General features: G+C 33.3%; 19 protein-coding genes. 9 read left to right on the top strand and 10 right to left on the bottom strand.

The features are described from left to right. Positions 1–80: 80 nt before the first annotated feature. Complete coding sequence (locus tag ACVEGE_RS09440) at positions 81–1244, top strand: sensor histidine kinase (RefSeq protein ID WP_192499981.1); 1164 nt, start codon at positions 81–83, stop codon at positions 1242–1244. A gap of 18 nt (positions 1245–1262) precedes the next feature. On the opposite strand, the gene ACVEGE_RS09435 is transcribed toward ACVEGE_RS09440, so the two are convergent. Together ACVEGE_RS09435 and greA are read right to left on the bottom strand one after the other, a co-directional pair. Next, entirely contained in the window at positions 1263–1652 is a 390-nt protein-coding gene (locus tag ACVEGE_RS09435; protein ID WP_173854848.1) for an HIT family protein, read from the bottom strand. A gap of 29 nt (positions 1653–1681) precedes the next feature. Beyond that, positions 1682–2158 carry a transcription elongation factor GreA gene (gene greA / locus ACVEGE_RS09430; RefSeq protein ID WP_173850701.1) on the bottom strand — a complete coding sequence of 159 codons (477 nt, stop codon included), beginning with the start codon at positions 2156–2158 and terminating at the stop codon, positions 1682–1684. Positions 2159–2416: 258 nt separating this feature from the next. Between greA and ACVEGE_RS09425 the strand changes: the two genes are divergently transcribed. Next, entirely contained in the window at positions 2417–2830 is a 414-nt protein-coding gene (locus tag ACVEGE_RS09425) for a Rieske (2Fe-2S) protein (RefSeq protein ID WP_173854847.1), read from the top strand. Between the two features lie 58 nt (positions 2831–2888). On the opposite strand, the gene ACVEGE_RS09420 is transcribed toward ACVEGE_RS09425, so the two are convergent. From ACVEGE_RS09420 to ACVEGE_RS09400, 5 genes are all read right to left on the bottom strand, one after another. Then, entirely contained in the window at positions 2889–5126 is a 2238-nt protein-coding gene (locus ACVEGE_RS09420; protein ID WP_173855003.1) for a TonB-dependent receptor, read from the bottom strand. A gap of 248 nt (positions 5127–5374) precedes the next feature. Continuing rightward, positions 5375–5779: an alternative ribosome rescue aminoacyl-tRNA hydrolase ArfB gene (gene arfB, locus ACVEGE_RS09415; RefSeq protein ID WP_173854846.1), complete on the bottom strand. Its 405-nt coding sequence runs from the start codon at positions 5777–5779 to the stop codon at positions 5375–5377. Further along, positions 5767–7896 (bottom strand): DUF4301 family protein, encoded by a 2130-nt coding sequence (locus tag ACVEGE_RS09410; protein WP_173854845.1) that lies wholly within the window; start codon positions 7894–7896, stop codon positions 5767–5769. Before ACVEGE_RS09410 ends, arfB begins: the two co-directional genes overlap by 13 nt. After that, entirely contained in the window at positions 7857–8480 is a 624-nt protein-coding gene (gene pnuC / locus ACVEGE_RS09405) for a nicotinamide riboside transporter PnuC (RefSeq protein WP_173850711.1), read from the bottom strand. The genes ACVEGE_RS09410 and pnuC overlap by 40 nt, the downstream gene beginning before the upstream one ends. A gap of 1 nt (position 8481) precedes the next feature. Next, positions 8482–9222 (bottom strand): phosphoglycerol geranylgeranyltransferase, encoded by a 741-nt coding sequence (locus ACVEGE_RS09400; RefSeq protein ID WP_173854844.1) that lies wholly within the window; start codon positions 9220–9222, stop codon positions 8482–8484. An 82-nt stretch (positions 9223–9304) separates the two neighbouring features. Between ACVEGE_RS09400 and ACVEGE_RS09395 the strand changes: the two genes are divergently transcribed. From ACVEGE_RS09395 to ACVEGE_RS09385, 3 genes are all read left to right on the top strand, one after another. Then, positions 9305–9916, top strand: a complete 612-nt coding sequence (locus tag ACVEGE_RS09395) for a Crp/Fnr family transcriptional regulator (RefSeq protein WP_173850716.1) — start codon at positions 9305–9307, stop codon at positions 9914–9916. A 61-nt stretch (positions 9917–9977) separates the two neighbouring features. Further along, on the top strand, positions 9978–10268 hold the full coding sequence (locus tag ACVEGE_RS09390; RefSeq protein ID WP_173854843.1) for a hypothetical protein: 291 nt from the start codon (positions 9978–9980) through the stop codon (positions 10266–10268). Beyond that, positions 10261–10650 carry a group III truncated hemoglobin gene (locus ACVEGE_RS09385; protein WP_173854842.1) on the top strand — a complete coding sequence of 130 codons (390 nt, stop codon included), beginning with the start codon at positions 10261–10263 and terminating at the stop codon, positions 10648–10650. Before ACVEGE_RS09390 ends, ACVEGE_RS09385 begins: the two co-directional genes overlap by 8 nt. Positions 10651–10762: 112 nt before the next feature. On the opposite strand, the gene ACVEGE_RS09380 is transcribed toward ACVEGE_RS09385, so the two are convergent. After that, positions 10763–11413, bottom strand: a complete 651-nt coding sequence (locus tag ACVEGE_RS09380) for a 4'-phosphopantetheinyl transferase family protein (protein ID WP_173850722.1) — start codon at positions 11411–11413, stop codon at positions 10763–10765. A 274-nt stretch (positions 11414–11687) separates the two neighbouring features. Here ACVEGE_RS09380 and ahcY point away from each other — a divergent pair, with 274 nt between their 5' ends. The 3 genes from ahcY (at position 11688) to ACVEGE_RS09365 (ending at position 14409) form a co-directional block, all read left to right on the top strand. Beyond that, the gene (gene ahcY, locus ACVEGE_RS09375; protein ID WP_173854841.1) at positions 11688–13004 is read left to right on the top strand and encodes an adenosylhomocysteinase; all 1317 of its coding nucleotides are present in this window, start codon (positions 11688–11690) and stop codon (positions 13002–13004) included. 301 nt (positions 13005–13305) lie between these two features. Further along, entirely contained in the window at positions 13306–13821 is a 516-nt protein-coding gene (locus ACVEGE_RS09370; protein WP_192499982.1) for a hypothetical protein, read from the top strand. Between the two features lie 69 nt (positions 13822–13890). Beyond that, positions 13891–14409, top strand: a complete 519-nt coding sequence (locus ACVEGE_RS09365) for a hypothetical protein (protein WP_173854839.1) — start codon at positions 13891–13893, stop codon at positions 14407–14409. Between the two features lie 181 nt (positions 14410–14590). Here ACVEGE_RS09365 and rpmA read toward each other — a convergent pair whose 3' ends face one another. Continuing rightward, complete coding sequence (gene rpmA / locus ACVEGE_RS09360) at positions 14591–14857, bottom strand: 50S ribosomal protein L27 (RefSeq protein ID WP_091082981.1); 267 nt, start codon at positions 14855–14857, stop codon at positions 14591–14593. A 24-nt stretch (positions 14858–14881) separates the two neighbouring features. Next, positions 14882–15319, bottom strand: coding sequence for a 50S ribosomal protein L21 (gene rplU / locus ACVEGE_RS09355; RefSeq protein WP_173850734.1), 438 nt, complete (start codon positions 15317–15319; stop codon positions 14882–14884). Positions 15320–15566: 247 nt separating this feature from the next. Here rplU and ACVEGE_RS09350 point away from each other — a divergent pair, with 247 nt between their 5' ends. Beyond that, the gene (locus ACVEGE_RS09350) at positions 15567–16892 is read left to right on the top strand and encodes a M16 family metallopeptidase (RefSeq protein WP_192499983.1); all 1326 of its coding nucleotides are present in this window, start codon (positions 15567–15569) and stop codon (positions 16890–16892) included. The last annotated feature ends 5 nt before the right edge of the window (positions 16893–16897 follow it).

The raw sequence follows: 16897 nt of genomic DNA, 5'->3' as shown, positions 1-16897 counted from the left end.
TTTGAAATCAATGCTTTCGCCAATAAACTAAAACAATGCAGCATATATTTTGTTATATTTATCGCTCAAACAATTAAATTATGCAGTTTTCTGAAAGAAGAAACACAAGCCGGTGGGTTATTATTGCTACTTCCTTTTTAATCATCACATTGATATTATGGAATACCTATACTTTTTTTCAAATTTTTAAAAATGAAGAACGTTTAAAAATGAATCTTTGGGCTCAAGCCCAAAAAACCCTTATAAATGCTGAAGTTGATGCCGATGTAGAGTTACCATTACAAATTTTTAGTAATAACACTTCTATACCCATTATGTTAATTAAAAACGATCGCATTATAAATACCATAAATATAGATAATGCCATTGTTAAAGATGAAAACGCATCAAGAAAATTTCTAGAAAAATTAAAGAATGAAAACCCTCCAATTGTAGTTGAATACATCCCTGGGAAATTTCAAAAATTATATTATGGGAATTCTGAATTACTAAATAAACTTAAATACTACCCTATTGCGCTAGTCTTAATATTAGTGCTTTTTATTGCTTTAATTTACTATTTTTATATCAGTACTAAAACTGCTACGCAAAACAAACTTTGGGCAGGAATGGCCAAGGAAACAGCACACCAAATAGGAACGCCATTATCTTCTTTAATAGGTTGGGTCGAAATATTGAAGAGCGATGATGTTGAAGAATATATTATTATCGAAATTGAAAAAGACATAGAGAGACTGCAAACCATTACAGACCGGTTTTCAAAAATAGGTTCAAAACCCATACTAGAAAAAACAGATATCATTGATGCTACATTAACGGCTTATAATTATCTTCAGCTGCGTTTTTCAAAGCAAATTGAGTTCAGTTTTTCTGCGCCAGAAACACCTATTTACACCTTATTAAATTCAAGTTTACACAGCTGGACCATAGAAAATCTAGTAAAAAACGCTATTGACGCAATGAAGGGAAAAGGAAAATTATCCTTAAAAATTGAACAAGATAAAGATGTCGTGAAAATTAATATAACAGATACCGGAAGTGGCATCCCTAAAAGTCAATACAAAACTATTTTTGAACCCGGATACACCACTAAAAAAAGAGGTTGGGGATTGGGACTGTCTCTTACTAAAAGAATTGTAGAAGAGTATCATACTGGAAAAATAAAAGTATTGCATTCAGATATAGGGAAAGGAACTACAATACAAGTGGCAATAAAAAAACACACGAATATTGGTAATCAATAATTCGTGTGTACTGTATTTTTATAGCTTAGCCTGAATGCTTTTTGCAACAGCTTCAAACTCTTCTTTAGATAAGCTTACTTTATTTTGAAAACGCATTTCATCCATTTCGTTTAACGGAATCAAGTGTACATGCGCATGAGGAACTTCTAGACCTACAACAGCCATACCTACACGTTTACAAGGCACTGCTTTTTCTAAAGCTATAGCTACTTTCCTAGAAAAATGCATTAACCCTAGGTAGTGCGTTTCCTCCATATCAAAAATCTTATCGACTTCAAATTTTGGTATGCATAACGTATGTCCTTTTGCATTAGGATTTACATCTAGAAAAGCCAAATAATTCTCGTCTTCTGTGATTTTATAACACGGAATTTCGCCATTTACTATTTTAGTGAATATAGAACTCATGATGTTTTATTTTATTTAGTAAAAAAAAATTAGCCACGTGAAATTTCTAAAATCTCAAATTTAAGAACGCCGTTTGGAACAGTAATTTCAGCTACTTCACCTACTGTTTTCCCTAGTAATCCTTTTCCAATTGGAGAAGTTACAGATATTTTTCCTGTTTTTAAGTCGGCTTCACTTTCTGCTACTAGCGTGTATTTCATTTCCATACCGTTCGTTTGGTTTTTAATCTTTACAATTGATAAAACCAACACTTTAGAAAGATCAAGATTTGTTTCATCTATCAATCTCGCATTTGAATGTACTTCTTCCAGCTTTGAAATTCTCATTTCTAGCATTCCTTGTGCCTCTTTTGCTGCATCGTACTCTGCATTCTCAGATAAATCTCCTTTATCTCTAGCCTCAGCAATATCTGCAGATGCTTTGGGACGCATGACACTTTTTAAATGATCTAACTCTTCTCTTAATTTTTTTAATCCGTCTGCTGTGTAATAAGATATTGCGCTCATAATTTTTAAATGTATTATTTTGATATTCTACAAAGCTCTGATTTTTATAGTCTGAAAACACTGCTACATCTTTCTCGCTTCAAGTCAAACTTGCTTTTCATCGCTTATATAAATAGAAAAAATCCCATCAGGACGGGATTTGTTTCCACAAAGATAGTATAATTTTTTTCTTGTATATAATTATATGTTAATCATATCTAAATCAAAGTTAAATAAATTAAATTTGTTTAACTAATACTTTTATAATATTCTTATTTAATGAAAAAATGTATCCTTTTACTCTTTATAATGACTGCTTTTATAGGTTGCAGCAACAGCGATTTTAACAATAAGAATCCTAATATTCCTAATTACTCTTTCACTGTAGATCTCAATTTAAATTTGCCAGCATATTCTAATTTAAAATTCCCAAGCAATGCTATTTATTATGCGGGTGTAGGTGCAAAAGGAATTTATGTTTTTAATACGGGTAGTGGCTACAATGCTTTTGATGCAGCTTGTCCTAATCAAGCCTTTACAAGTTGTACCGCGATGACTTTAAACGGAATCAATATTGTTTGTCCCTGCGACGAAAATGAATACAGTTTGTTTACCGGTCAAGGAAAATTAGAATACCCTTTAAAACAATACCGTGTAGAAGTTAACGGAAGTGTGCTTCGTGTTTATAATTAACAAAAAAAAGCCTGAAAGCAAATACTTTCAGGCTTTTTTATATTTGTTAAAATCCAAACTAAAACTTCAATGTCAATCCTAGTAAAAAATTAATTCTAGCTTGAGGATAATAACCCGCTCCTTCGATCGTAGTTACTGCCGGAGGATTAGAATAATCATCATCATAGGTATAAAAATATCCATTAGAAATGTATTTATAATCAAAAACGTTGTTCACTAATCCAGTAATTAGTATAGATTTAAAAACCGACTTTGGTTTAAACTCATAAGAAACATTAATATCGCTTACAAAGTAAGATTTCAATTTAGAATTATCTGAATCTATATTCCCCATGTATTGTTCCCCTACAAACTTAGAAAGTAAAGACACTTGGAAATTAGTAACTGGTAAAAATGTAATGATATTTCCAGCAATAAAATTAGGAGAATAAGCAATATTAGTATTTCCTAAATTAGTTAAAACGCCATCACGACTAAAAAAGAAATCTTTGTTTTTATTATTGCTAATGGTAATATTAGGCCTGATAATTAGGTTATCTAAAATTACTACAGTAGCATCAAGTTCTATTCCTATACGGTAACTATCACCACTGTTTTTACGTATTGGTGCTCCTACGTCGTCTAGCGCTCCAGTTAATATCAATTGGTCTTTGTAGTACATTAAATAGGCGTTTGCGTTAAGCTTTACCTTAGCCGAATTATGACGGAATCCCAATTCGATATCGTCTAATTTTTCAGGTTTCGGACTCCCATTTTCGTAATCTGTTCTATTAGGTTCGCGATTTGCTTTTGCGTAAGAAGCATAGAGTTGATTCTTAGTATTTATCTCAAAGCTCAATCCTGCTTTAGGATTAAAAAAATTGAAATTATCGTTTACTATTCCCGTTTCGTCACTATTAGCTTTATAATGTACATTACGCAACTGCAGATCCCCATATAAACTCAACTTTTCAGTTACTTGATAGTTTGCTTTCGCAAAAACATTCCCGTCTGTTTTAGTAGCGCCATCACTATAATAACGATCTCCTAATTCACTTTGAGATGCAAATCGTGCCCAAATTACCTTCCCAAAATGAGTCCCTTCGTATTTATTATAACCTCCACCAAGAATTACGTCTAGCTTATCCTTTTTATAATTAGCCGAAAAAGTCGTTCCGTAAAAATCATTATCCAACCATTTTTGACGTACTAAATCAGTTGAATTAATTGTCTCAGTTGCTATTACTAAAGGCGTTAATTTATAATCTCCAAAATCAGCATCCTCTTTGTAATTTTCATAATAACCGCTACCTTTTGTATAATGAAAAGCTAAATTTGTATTCCAATTGTACGACAGCTTTTCATTCCAATGTAATTGATAATGATCTTGTTGGTAATTATCAGTTTCATTATCATAAAAACGAGTTTTTCCAAACTCATCTGTATACATTCCAGCAGTATTAAAGGTTCGGTCATTTTTCAAAACATCCAAGTCCTCCAAACCATTCCAAGACTGGTACGTTTTCTCAGTCCCTCCAAAAGCCAATGCTTTAATCAAAGTCGTCTTACCCACATACGTCCCTTGCAAGAAATACGATTTTAAATCAGAGGAAGCTCTATCAATATACCCATCACTTTTTAATGCTGAAACTCGTCCTGCAAGTTCAAAATGATCGTTTAATAATCCCGTACTAAATTTTACAGTATGCTTTCTAGTGTTAAAACTTCCAAAAGAATTAGAAACTTCGCCATTGCTTTTTTTAGCGTAACTATCCGTAAGCATGTTTAGGCTTGCGCCAAAAGCACCTGAACCATTTGTTGAAGTTCCTACTCCACGTTGCAATTGCAAACTCTCTAAAGAAGAAGCAAAATCAGGCATATTTACCCAATACGTCCCATGACTCTCAGAGTCGTTGTACGGAATTCCGTTGATGGTTACATTGACGCGAGTTGCATCACTACCACGAACTCTTATTCCGGTATATCCTACACCATTTCCAGCATCAGAAGTAGTTACTACAGATGGCAAATAATTCATTAAAATAGGAATGTCTTGTCCCAAATTACGTGGAGCAATTTCTTTCTTACTCAAATTACTGAAACTCACAGGTGTTTTAGTAGTCACACGAACAGCCGAAACCAATACCTCATCCAGTTTATTAACTGCAGTAGTATCTTTAACTTGTGAAAAAGAGTGGAAAGAAATTAGAGCAAAAAGAATTGACGTAGAGATTGCCAATTTTTGTTTTTTTGCAACTTTGCAACTTTGCAACTTTGCTCCCAAAACTGTAGGATTGTGATCAATAATAGTTTTCATTCGTAAAAAATCACGAATAAAAGGGGGAATTATTCTTGTTGTTAAATTTGTAATTGATTGTTCGTATGACAAAAGAGCAAAACACTTTTAAGTCATTTTTTCCCTTGACAACATTACTCGTCCAGGTTCGTTGGGTATAATCTCAGCTTTCATTCTATTCCTAGATTTTGGCACCCCTTTGAGACATCGCAAATGTAATTCTAAAAATCTCAAAAATCAAAAAAGAAATTCTAAAATTATTTAACACATCATTCCACATCTGGACGCTTGCGTGTTGCTTTGAGTTTTGATGTGTTTTTTTTATTATTTAGTCTTTTTCTAATGACTGATTTAGGAATTCTTGTTGGTTTTCGTTTTTTAGGAACTTCTAAACCTTTTTTTATAATTTGAAAAAATCGCTTAGTAACAATTTCTTTGTTTTTAAGTTGGCTTCTATCTTCATCACAATTTAAAATTAAAACAGACTCATTCGTTAATCTAGTGGAAAGATTAATTTCGAGCAAAGTTTTCTCTTCATCTGTTAAAGATTTTGAATTTTGCAAATCAAAACTCAGCACCACCTTTGAAGATACTTTATTCACATTTTGACCTCCGGCTCCACTGCTTCTAACCGCTTTGTATTGAAGCTCTGTAATTAACGCTATATTTTCCATATTTTGCTACGCTGATGCGGATCTTTTAGTAAGTCATTTACAGTCTTCACCGGGTTAAATGTAATTAAAGGAACCTCAACAAATAATGTAATCCAGTTTGCCATTGCTCCATTCCATAAACCAGGTAATTCATAAGCTTTTATAGTATTTCCAGAGGTGTTTTTCTCTACAATAAAACCACTTTCCTTGTCGATATAGTTGTTTAAATTAAATTTTTCTCCTTTATAATTTCTAATGGCACAAACTAAATCCACTGGATTAAAATGGGAAGCATCCGCCATAATAGCGGCTTGATCTTCGTTATCCAGATCTACTTGTGAGGATTCTACAATTTGTAATGAAACCGCTTTTTTGTCATCTTGAACCCAGAATGGTCCTCCACCAGGTTCTCCCTCATTTTTAACCACACCACATACACGTATAGGTCGGTTTAATTTATTTTTTATGTAGTCAAACTTAGCCTTAAGGGTCCAGCTATGAAAATTCTCATCTATTTTAATACAAAGGTTCTCTTTCAAAAAATCAAGAACTTGTTCTATATTTTCTTCCTTCAAAGAATTAGCATCAATTTGTTCCAAATAAGAGAAAATTTGCTTTTGCGTTTCTAATAATATTCCGCCTAGCGCTTTTTTATAAAGTGCTATTACCTCATTATTATTTTGAATTACATTATCAATATTTTTAATAAAAATAACATCTGCCTCTAACTTGTTTAAGTTTTCAATTAATGCACCGTGTCCTCCTGGTCTAAAAACTAGTGCCCCATTCTCATCATGAAAAGGAGTATTTGAAAGCGTTACCGCAATGGTATCAGTACTTTTATTTTGAAAAGAATAATTAACTGTAACCGTAGTATTGGTTTCCTTTTTCACAAGATCTTTAACTGAAGTTATAATATCCTCAAACAATACCTGATGGTCTTGTGATACTGTAAAATGCAACAATGACTTATCATTCACACTTGCATAATACCCACACTCGTACAAATGTTCCTCAATAGGAGTCGCTATATTATCAGCATATTTGTGAAATGGCAGTATTCCTTTAGGCTTTTCTGCATAATTGAAATACTCATTGGCTAACAAGAATTTTATAAAATAGTAATTTTTATAATCTCGTTCTAAATCTTCAAAATTTTCTATTTCGCTAACTAGCTTTTCATATACTTCATTAAAAAACGGAAAACGATCAGTACCTACAATAAAAACAGCAAGTTCGTTATCTTTACGTCTGTTTATATAGGAATTTATAGTCTCTCTCTCTATATCAAATCTATTCAAAAAAACATTTAAAAATTTAAACATTCTCGAGGCGGCTCCAGATGCTGGAACAAATTTCTCAAGTAATAAATTTGATTTATTATCATCAAAATAAGTCGCTTTCTGGCGAAATTCATCTTTTGATAATTTTAAAATTCCGTTTGAAACAGCTGCTGGTTCCACTAATTTTGCTTTAGGAATACCATTTTGAAAAAAATTCAATTGCGCTACAATATTTTCAAATGGGATTCCGTGTTCATAGATTTGCACAAAATCTACTGATGACAAACCTAATTCTTTGGCTACAGCCAAATCATCAATAATTTTGATTGCTTTATTTAATCGGAGCGCTTTATCTCCTGATAGCGTTATAAAAGGTTTATGATTATCAATCAAAGACTTTTTAAATACTGAAAAAACAGATTCTCTTCCGCTTGGTCTGTCTCTCAAATCGTCTTTTTCCCAAGGCACATCAATATCCGTTAAAAAAAACAAATCATATTCATGCTCTTGTGCCGCCTTATCTAGTAAGGGATCACAATAATTATAATATACTTCTGAGAAAACTTTTGTAACCATTAAGTTCGTATCACAAAACAAAAATTTAGTAGCCTGAGCTAATTTTTCATTTTCTAGTTTTGCTTGTCCATAAGCTATTGGCAACATATCCTCAACAGTACAAATCTCTTGCTTTTTATTCCATTTTTCTTGCAAATAATCTCTTGCAAACTCAGGAACCCAAGCTGTTTTATAATGATCCGATAACTGTATCGCCAATGTTGTTTTACCGGTACTTTCAGGACCAAACATGGCAATTTTTAAGACGTCAGTTTTCTGTTGTTTAAGATTTTCTTCCATTCTAAATAGCCATATACGGCAATAATTGTGAATACTACATATTGAATACTAGTAAAGGTATATCCTTTTGCAAAATAAAGCGGTACGGAAAGTAAATCACCTAATATCCAAAAAATCCAGTTTTCGATTTTTCTTTTAGCCATTAGCCACATCCCTACAAAAAATATTGCTGTAAGAAGGGTATCTAAATAAGAATACCAGCTTGTGAACTTTTTAAAATAAAGATACACAAAAACTACAAATACCAAAGTCAAAACAAAAATAATCACTGCCTGCACTTTGTCTTTGCTTGTCATTACTGCTATTGGGTACTCCTCAATATCCCCATTTTTACGTGTCCAGTGGTACCATCCATAGATGCTCATGATAAAATAATAGACATTAATCATCGAGTCTCCTAAAAGGCTCCATTGCCACAGTAGGTATGCGTAAATAGAGGTACTAATCAAACCCGTAGGGAATACTAAAATATTATCTTTCTTAGCGTACCAAACACTGCATAGCCCAAAAAAAACAGCAATAAGCTCTAAATATACTTCATGAACTGGGTACGCACTATATTGTGCGAAAAAATAATCAAACATGCTATTCTAGGTTTTTATTTGTATCGAAAAAATGAATATCCTTTTCAAAAGCTGTTCCTATCACAACCAAGTCGGCTCCAGAATCATACGCTTTTTTTATTCCTTGCAAATCTACAATTCCACCACCAACAATTAAAGGAATTGTTAAATTTCGAGACACTAACTCAATAATATTTTCAGGAACAGCTTGTTGCGCACCACTCCCCGCTTCAAGGTAAATTAATTTATTCCCCATCATTTCACCTGCTAAGGCTGTAGCCAAAGCTAGTTCTGCATCAGCTCTATCTATAGGATTTGTTTTACTAACATACTCAACAGCAGTAGTGCTTCCGCCAGAAATTAAAAGATATCCTGTAGGAACAATTTCTAGTTTTGATTTGTATAAAATGGGTGCCGCTTTTACCTGATGCCCTATCAAATAATCTGGATTGCGACCTGAAAGAAGCGAAAGAAACAAAATCCCATCAGCTTCATTCGAAATTTGGGACGGATTTCCTGGAAAAAGAACAATAGGTAAATTTACTTTTTGTTTTAAACGAATAATCAATTCATTTATTCTGTTAGAAGTTACTAGGCTTCCACCAATGAAAACATGAGTTGCTGGTGAATTTATTATTTTATGTATTAAATTGTCTAAACTTTCCCAAACAATTTTATCTGGATCTAGTAGAATGGCTAATAATTTCTTTTTATTAGCTTTACAATTTAGTATTTCTTGGTATATCTTGTTGTTATTTTGCATCAGGCTGTAAAAGTAACCGCTTTTTTTAAAAGTCCAAGCAGTATTTTATTCCAAATAACTATGATTCTATAATTTCCAAACTATGATTGCAATTGATTTACTAGAAAAATATGGTGGGGTTTTGAAGGAATTTGGCAAATCTGAAATCATTTTTGAAGAAGGAACACTTCCTACCCATTACTACCAAATTGTTTCGGGAGAAGTCAAAATGAATAATTACAATGATGACGGGCGTGAGTTTATTCAAGGCTTATTTTACAAAGAACAATGCTTTGGAGAACCACCTCTTTTTATTCAGCAAAATTATCCTGCAAATGCTATTGTGGTAGAAAACGCTACTATTATTTGTGTAAAGAAAGAGCAGTTTTTTGAATTACTTAAAAAACAGCCGTTGATTAGCATTCAAATCATTGAAAATTTAGCACAACGCCTGTACTACAAATCAGTTATGGCTGCTGAAATTTCCTCCCATGAACCTGAGCATCGCGTATTACGATTACTAGATTACGCTATAACACATTTTAATTTAGAGCATGACAGCAACGGCTATCTCATTCATTTTACCCGACAACAAATAGGCGACTTAACGGGACTCCGCGTAGAGACTGTGATTAGAGCAATTAAAGCATTAGAGAAAAAGAAGGAATTACAAATCATCAATAGAAAGGTATATCGAAAAACTGCCACTTTATGATTTCAATCATAAAAGAGTAGCTTAGAGTAATTGTAAATTTGCTGTATTAAATCAAATTATTATGACACTTTACAACAAAACATTCGTAAATTTTGACCACGGTTTTTTTGGATATGCAACAATGGGAATCTTAGGACAAAGTTGTCTAGGAGGAGTAGCGGCAATGACGGTATTGTCTAATGGAACTTCATTACTACAAATGGCTCAACTAGCATTAATTGTATTAGTAAGCATGCTTGCTAACACTTTTATATTAGCACAAATGAACCACAAATTAATTTTTAACACCCTTATTATGAGCGCCATTACTAGTATGCTCTTCATAATATTAAACATTTTACAGAATGCTTAAAGACATTACTACCAGAGAAGACTTATCCCTATTAGTGCACACTTTTTACGGTAAAATAAGAGCCGACAAAGAAATTGCTTTTTATTTTAACGAAATGATTACTGATTGGGATGAGCATCTCGAGAAACTGACTGATTTTTGGGAAATGAATCTCTTTGGTGGTAAGATGTACAAAGGTGATCCTTTAAAAGCTCATGTAAAAGTTGATAGTCATTTTGGAGGTAAGATAGGACCTAATGAATTTGGAATTTGGTTGAATTACTGGTCACAAACGCTAGACGAACTTTTTGAAGGCGAAAACGTGGATATATTAAAACGTAGAGCCCGAAAAATGGGGACTTTTATTTATATGGGAATGTTTAATAGTAGAGCTAAAGAGTAGTTTGTAAAAGTGAAGTATGTTATTCCTAAGGAATTGATCAAATGGAGGTAAATTTCAATAATTACAAACTCCTTGTTCTAAAATCAACCTTCTGTATCTTTTTTTTATTCTTTTATTCTCTAAGTTCACTTTTTTCTTCAAAGGCGTAAACCAAACTAAAGCCTGCAAATTCTTCGTATTTAACAATGTATTTTTGAGACAATCCTTCAAAATGTAGGTCGGCAATGGTTTCTTGATTTTCTAGATCAAAGGGTTTAACAATGATATTGTCTTTAAAACTAATTCCTTTTTCGTTTCTAATTTTAAAGATAGCTTCTTTAGCTCCCCAAATCACGGTGAGTTTTTTGATATAGCTTTTTGATTCTTTTTTATTAAGGTATTTAAATTCTTTATCTACAAATTTATCTGCAATTCTTATGATTTTCTCGCGTTGCAATTCGATATCGATTCCTACCGTTTCATTACTTATAATAATGGCCGAGAAATTATGAGAATGCGTAATCGAAATATGGTTTTCGTCTTTTAGATGTGGCTTACCGTTTTCGTCATAATACAAATCAAGATCATTAAACCCTGCTTCTTGCAATAACTTACGCACACTCAAAAAACCACGTTGGTGCATTTCAGACTTCATTCCGCTTAGCCGAATTCTGTTTTTCATGTTAAGCACTACCTCACTAAAAAGCTGGTCGTAAGATTCGGTTATTTCCCAAATAAGGATTTGGGTGTTTGCATTATGTTGGATGATTTTGTATAAAGGCATCTGGTTGTATCTTGTTTTTTTTTAGCCCCGATGGAAACGGCATCCTTTTTATCTTGCTGTTGTTTCAGGCATCTGAAAATAACTGCAAGATAAAAAGATATAGTGAACAGCGGGATTAGCTCCTGAAAATGAAGCTAAACGATCTTTATAATTATTATTTTACTGATTTTTAAAAGATTACAATACTAAACAATTCATAAATATTGCTGAATCCTTTTAAAATAGTAAGTTAATGCGTAAATTTGCAAAAATTACAATTACAAATATACTATAAATGAGTACTACAACTATGCCTTTTGTGGCTTTCAAAGTAAAAGATATCTCTCTAGCTGCCTGGGGAAGAAAAGAAATTGAATTAGCAGAAGCTGAAATGCCAGGTTTAATGGCACTTCGCTCTGAATATAAAGACGAACAACCTTTAAAAGGTTCTCGTATTGCTGGATGTTTACACATGACGATCCAAACTGCAGTTTTAATCGAGACTTTAATTGCTCTTGGTGCTGAAGTAACTTGGTCATCTTGTAACATTTTCTCTACTCAAGATCAAGCTGCTGCTGCTATGGCTGCTGCTGGAATTCAAGTTTATGCTTGGAAAGGATTGAATGAAGAGGATTTTGACTGGTGTATCGAACAAACATTATTCTTTGGTGAAGATAGAAAACCATTGAACATGATTCTTGATGATGGTGGAGATTTAACCAACATGGTTATTGACCGTTACCCACACTTAGTTGCTGGAATCAAAGGATTGTCTGAAGAGACTACAACTGGAGTTCACAGATTGTACGAAAGAGTAAAAGCGGGAACTTTACCAATGCCTGCAATCAACGTTAATGACTCGGTTACTAAATCGAAATTTGACAATAAATACGGCTGTAAAGAATCTGCAGTTGATGCGGTTCGTCGTGCAACTGATATTATGCTTGCTGGTAAAAGAGTTGTTGTATGTGGATACGGTGACGTAGGAAAAGGTACTGCTGCTTCTTTTAGAGGTGCTGGATCTATTGTTACAGTTACTGAAATCGATCCTATTTGTGCTTTACAAGCTGCAATGGACGGTTTTGAAGTTAAAAAATTAAACACTGTTGTTGGAAATGCTGATATCATCATCACAACAACTGGAAATAAAGATATCGTTCTTGGTTCTCACTTTGAGCAAATGAAAGATAAAACGATCGTTTGTAACATCGGACATTTTGATAACGAAATTGCAGTTGCTTGGTTGAACACTAACCACGGAGCTTCTAAAGTAGAGATCAAACCACAAGTTGATAAATATACTATCAACGGTAAAGACATCATCCTTTTGGCTGAAGGTCGTTTGGTAAACCTTGGTTGTGCTACAGGTCACCCAAGTTTTGTAATGAGTAATTCATTTACAAACCAAACTTTAGCGCAAATCGAATTGTGGAAAAACAGTGCAAATTACGACAATGACGTTTATATGTTACCAAAACATTTAGATGAGAAAGTAGCTATGTTACACCTTGCTAAATTAGGAGTTGAATTAGAGACTTTACGTGATGATCAAGCAGCATACATTGGCGTTCCTGTTGATGGTCCATTCAAACCTGAATACTACAGATACTAAATTTTTAGTAATTAGTTACTAGTCAATAGTAATTAGCTAAAATTGATAATAAAAAAACCCCTTGCATTACCGATAACTATCGGGAGCAAGGGTTTTTTGTTTTTGGGCGTGCCCCTTCGTAACCCCGATAGCTATCGGGGTCGGGGTCGGGTTATTCGCTGTATCTTTTAATAGTCTCCATTATCATCGAGACTACATAAAAGGATGCCGCTACAACCCCTCACGCAAAAAGTTACAACACAACGCTCTCACTCCATTTGTTTTTATTACTTTTAATACAAATTAGTCCGCATTCTCAATTATGAAAACACGTTTACTCCTACTACTTCTCACACTAGCGCCATTTTTAGCTACAGCACAATTTTCAAGTGCACAAAGACAAATGAACATGACTAATAATATAGTTAGACAGCAAAACCAAATGTATTTACAAATACAAAGGCAGCAACGCGATTTAGTCATTCTTTCTTCTATGCGCGCTTCAACCGAAAACAAACTATTAAGTGAAGTAAGGAAAAAAGAAAAACTTACTAAAAAATTAAATAAAAAAGAAACTGACTTAAACTCAGAAAAAGCCAAACTAGCGAACCTAAAAAACAGCAACTCACAAGAAAAATACGTGGCTAAAGCAGAAGCAAAAGTTAGTAAAGCAACAGAAGATGTGAATAAAATACAAACAAAAATTGAAACAAGTAATTCTAACATAGATAATTTCAAGAAAACTATAGCCGAATCTGAGGAAAAAATTAAAATACAAAAAGCTGAAAGAGAAGAAAAGAAAAGACTAAGGAAAGAGAAAAAAGACGCTAAAAACTAAAAAAGAGCCTTCTTTTCACATTAGTTCAAACTAGTAGGAACACAATTAATAATTTAATAAAACAAACAAATGAAAAAAATTATTTTAAGTATGGCTGCCGTAGCGCTAATTTTCGCTACCTCATGTAAAAAAGAAACAACAACAGAAATTACGCCAACATCCACTACTGAAACAACAACAATATCTACTGATGTTACAATATTGCAAACAGCTTATGATGACGCTGTTTTAAAACTAGAGGAAGCAAAAAAAAGCGGAGATGCTGAGGCTGAAAAGATAGCACAAGAAGCAGTTGACAATGCAAAATCTTCTTGGGAAACTGCTAAAAGCAAAGCTACTGAAATGGGCACTGACATGAAGGAAGATCTTGATAAAACAGGAGCCAAAATAGAAGGCGCTGCTAACAAAGTTAATGAAGATGCAAAAGAATCTGTTACAGAAGCTAAAGCAGCAATAAACACAGCAAAAGACAATACTGTAGAAGCAGCCACAAAAGCTAAAGCAGATGCCGAAGTGGCTGCAGCAAAAGCAAAAGAAGATGCTAAAAAAGGGTATAACAATTCTCTTGAAAAAATGAAGGCCAAATAACTAGCCTTTAATTTATAATAAAACCTTGCTATGCGAACACACTTTTTTCAAATAGCAAGGTTTTTTTAGTTTATTACTTGTAAAAGTTACCACTTATAATAATTCAAGCTTTAGAAAGCTTTAATGCATAAAAAAACCCAATCTTTTCAGATTGGGTTTTTAAATAAATTGAGTAAATCAATTATGCTTCAACTTCAAATGGAAGGATTGAAACGTAAGATTTGTTATCTCTTTTCTTTTGGAAGTGTACAACTCCATCTACTCTTGCGTGTAGTGTGTGATCTTTACTGATGTAAACATTTGCACCTGGATTGTGTTTTGAACCTCTTTGTCTTACGATGATGTTCCCTGCAATAGCAGCTTGTCCACCAAAAATCTTAACACCTAAACGTTTTGATTCTGATTCTCTACCATTCTTCGAACTACCGACACCTTTCTTGTGAGCCATGACGTATTAGTTTTAATATTGTTATTATTCTTTAGTATCGTCCTTTTTAGCAACTTTTGCTTTTGGAGCTTTTTTTACTTTAGGAGCTTCTGCTTCTTCTGTAGTTGCTTCAGCTGCTGCTTTTTTAGGAGCTGCTTTTTTAGGAGCACCTGCTGCAGTAATACCTTCAATTACAATTTGAGTAAGATACTGTCTGTGACCGTTTCTCTTTTTGTATCCTTTTCTTCTTTTCTTCTTGAAAACGATAACTTTATCTCCTTTTAAGTGTTGTAACACTTTAGCTTCTACTGAAGCACCTTCTATAGCTGGGGCGCCTAAAGTGATTGTTCCATTGTCATCTAATAAAAGAACTTTGTCAAAAGAAATTTTTGAACCTTCTTCACTAGCTAAACGGTGAACATAAACCTTTAAGTCTTTGCTTACTTTAAATTGTTGCCCTGCTATCTCTACGATTGCATACATATCAAATTGATTTATTGATTTTTAAGGTTGCAAATATACGTTTTAATTTTTATTGTGCAATCCCTTTATCAAAAAAAATATTTCATTTACTTATTCGCCTATTTTCAATACTTTACAAAAATTAAAACAACATCCTTTTGCTAAAAAAAGAAACAAAACGAGATAGCTGATTAAAAAGCGGTATTTTTGAAGTGACAATTATTTCTCTTGTAATGCTTTTGCAAAATACAACATTTTATTAATCTTTATGAAAAAAACGATAATGGTATTAAGTACTGCCCTTATGCTTGGTGGAGTAGCAAATGCTCAAAAAATAGCTTTTGAAGAATACGATTTAGACAACGGATTGCACGTTATCTTACACCACGACCCATCTGCACCTGTTGTACTTACCTCTGTAATGTACCACGTAGGTTCAAAAGATGAAAACCCTAATAAAACTGGTTTTGCACATTTTTTTGAACATCTTTTATTTGAAGGAACAGCAAATATAAAACGTGGAGAATGGTTTAAAATAGTATCATCAAATGGGGGGACTAACAACGCTAACACCTCTGATGACCGAACTTATTACTACGAAATATTCCCTTCAAACAACTTAGAATTAGCCCTTTGGATGGAATCCGAAAGACTAATGCATCCCGTAATTAACCAGATTGGTGTTGATACTCAAAACGGAGTGATTAAAGAAGAAAAAGCTTCCCGTTACGACAACCGTCCTTACGGTAAAATAATAAATGAAGTTAAAAAAAACCTATTTATCAATCATCCTTATCGATGGTCTACGATAGGATCAATGGAACAATTAGACACAGCAACTTTAGAAGATTTTCAGGCTTTTAATAAAAAATTCTACTCCCCTAACAATGCAGTTCTTGTAATCGCTGGTGATTTTGATAAGAAAAACGCTAAGGAATGGATCCAAAAATACTTTGGAAGCATCCAAAAAGGAGAAAAAATAAAAAAAGAACTATTTATTGAAGAACCAATTACCAAAACCATAAGAGCGACCTACCAAGATCCAAACATCCAAATACCAATGGTAATTGCCTCCTATAGAACTCCGTCTATGAAAACGAGAGACGCTCGCGTTCTAAATTTGATTTCTTCTTATTTAAGTGATGGAAAAAGCTCTAAATTATACAAGAAAATTGTAGATGAGAAAAAAATAGCATTACAAATAGGTGCTGTGGGCTTTAGCCAAGAAGACTACGGAATGTACATTCTTTACGGCTTACCTATGGGAACACATACGGCTACTGAATTACTACAAGAAATAGACGAAGAGATTGTAAAAATACAAACCGATTTAATTTCGGAGCGTGATTATCAAAAATTACAAAATCAGTTTGAAAATCAGTACATCAACAACAATTCAAACGTAGAAGGTGTTGCCGAAAACTTAGCGAAATATTACTTATTATATGGCGATATCAACCTTATTAATAGCGAAATAGAAACCTATCAATCCATCACAAGAGAGGAGATTAGAGCTGTCGCTAAAAAATACCTGAACCCCAACCAGCGTTTAATCCTAGATTATATTCCCGCTACCGATAAGACTCAGAAATAAGCTTC

Source organism: Flavobacterium sp. PL002 (genome assembly GCF_054165825.1).
The sequence above is the reverse complement of the archived record's forward strand: the minus strand, read 5'-3'. Positions and strand labels throughout refer to the sequence as shown.

Excerpts from the sequence above, each read along its gene's own strand:
- ACVEGE_RS09420 (WP_173855003.1), bottom strand. The coding sequence starts at position 5,126 with ATGAAAACTATTATTGATCACAATCCTACAGTTTTGGGAGCAAAGTTG.
- rplU (WP_173850734.1), bottom strand. The coding sequence starts at position 15,319 with ATGTATGCAATCGTAGAGATAGCAGGGCAACAATTTAAAGTAAGCAAA.
- arfB (WP_173854846.1), bottom strand. The coding sequence starts at position 5,779 with ATGGAAAATATAGCGTTAATTACAGAGCTTCAATACAAAGCGGTTAGA.
- ACVEGE_RS09350 (WP_192499983.1), top strand. The coding sequence starts at position 15,567 with ATGAAAAAAACGATAATGGTATTAAGTACTGCCCTTATGCTTGGTGGA.
- ACVEGE_RS09370 (WP_192499982.1), top strand. The coding sequence starts at position 13,306 with ATGAAAACACGTTTACTCCTACTACTTCTCACACTAGCGCCATTTTTA.
- ACVEGE_RS09410 (WP_173854845.1), bottom strand. The coding sequence starts at position 7,896 with ATGGAAGAAAATCTTAAACAACAGAAAACTGACGTCTTAAAAATTGCC.
- rpmA (WP_091082981.1), bottom strand. The coding sequence starts at position 14,857 with ATGGCTCACAAGAAAGGTGTCGGTAGTTCGAAGAATGGTAGAGAATCA.
- ACVEGE_RS09400 (WP_173854844.1), bottom strand. The coding sequence starts at position 9,222 with ATGCAAAATAACAACAAGATATACCAAGAAATACTAAATTGTAAAGCT.
- ACVEGE_RS09365 (WP_173854839.1), top strand. The coding sequence starts at position 13,891 with ATGAAAAAAATTATTTTAAGTATGGCTGCCGTAGCGCTAATTTTCGCT.
- ACVEGE_RS09435 (WP_173854848.1), bottom strand. The coding sequence starts at position 1,652 with ATGAGTTCTATATTCACTAAAATAGTAAATGGCGAAATTCCGTGTTAT.
- greA (WP_173850701.1), bottom strand. The coding sequence starts at position 2,158 with ATGAGCGCAATATCTTATTACACAGCAGACGGATTAAAAAAATTAAGA.
- ahcY (WP_173854841.1), top strand. The coding sequence starts at position 11,688 with ATGAGTACTACAACTATGCCTTTTGTGGCTTTCAAAGTAAAAGATATC.
- pnuC (WP_173850711.1), bottom strand. The coding sequence starts at position 8,480 with ATGTTTGATTATTTTTTCGCACAATATAGTGCGTACCCAGTTCATGAA.
- ACVEGE_RS09440 (WP_192499981.1), top strand. The coding sequence starts at position 81 with ATGCAGTTTTCTGAAAGAAGAAACACAAGCCGGTGGGTTATTATTGCT.
- ACVEGE_RS09380 (WP_173850722.1), bottom strand. The coding sequence starts at position 11,413 with ATGCCTTTATACAAAATCATCCAACATAATGCAAACACCCAAATCCTT.
- ACVEGE_RS09395 (WP_173850716.1), top strand. The coding sequence starts at position 9,305 with ATGATTGCAATTGATTTACTAGAAAAATATGGTGGGGTTTTGAAGGAA.
- ACVEGE_RS09385 (WP_173854842.1), top strand. The coding sequence starts at position 10,261 with ATGCTTAAAGACATTACTACCAGAGAAGACTTATCCCTATTAGTGCAC.
- ACVEGE_RS09425 (WP_173854847.1), top strand. The coding sequence starts at position 2,417 with ATGAAAAAATGTATCCTTTTACTCTTTATAATGACTGCTTTTATAGGT.
- ACVEGE_RS09390 (WP_173854843.1), top strand. The coding sequence starts at position 9,978 with ATGACACTTTACAACAAAACATTCGTAAATTTTGACCACGGTTTTTTT.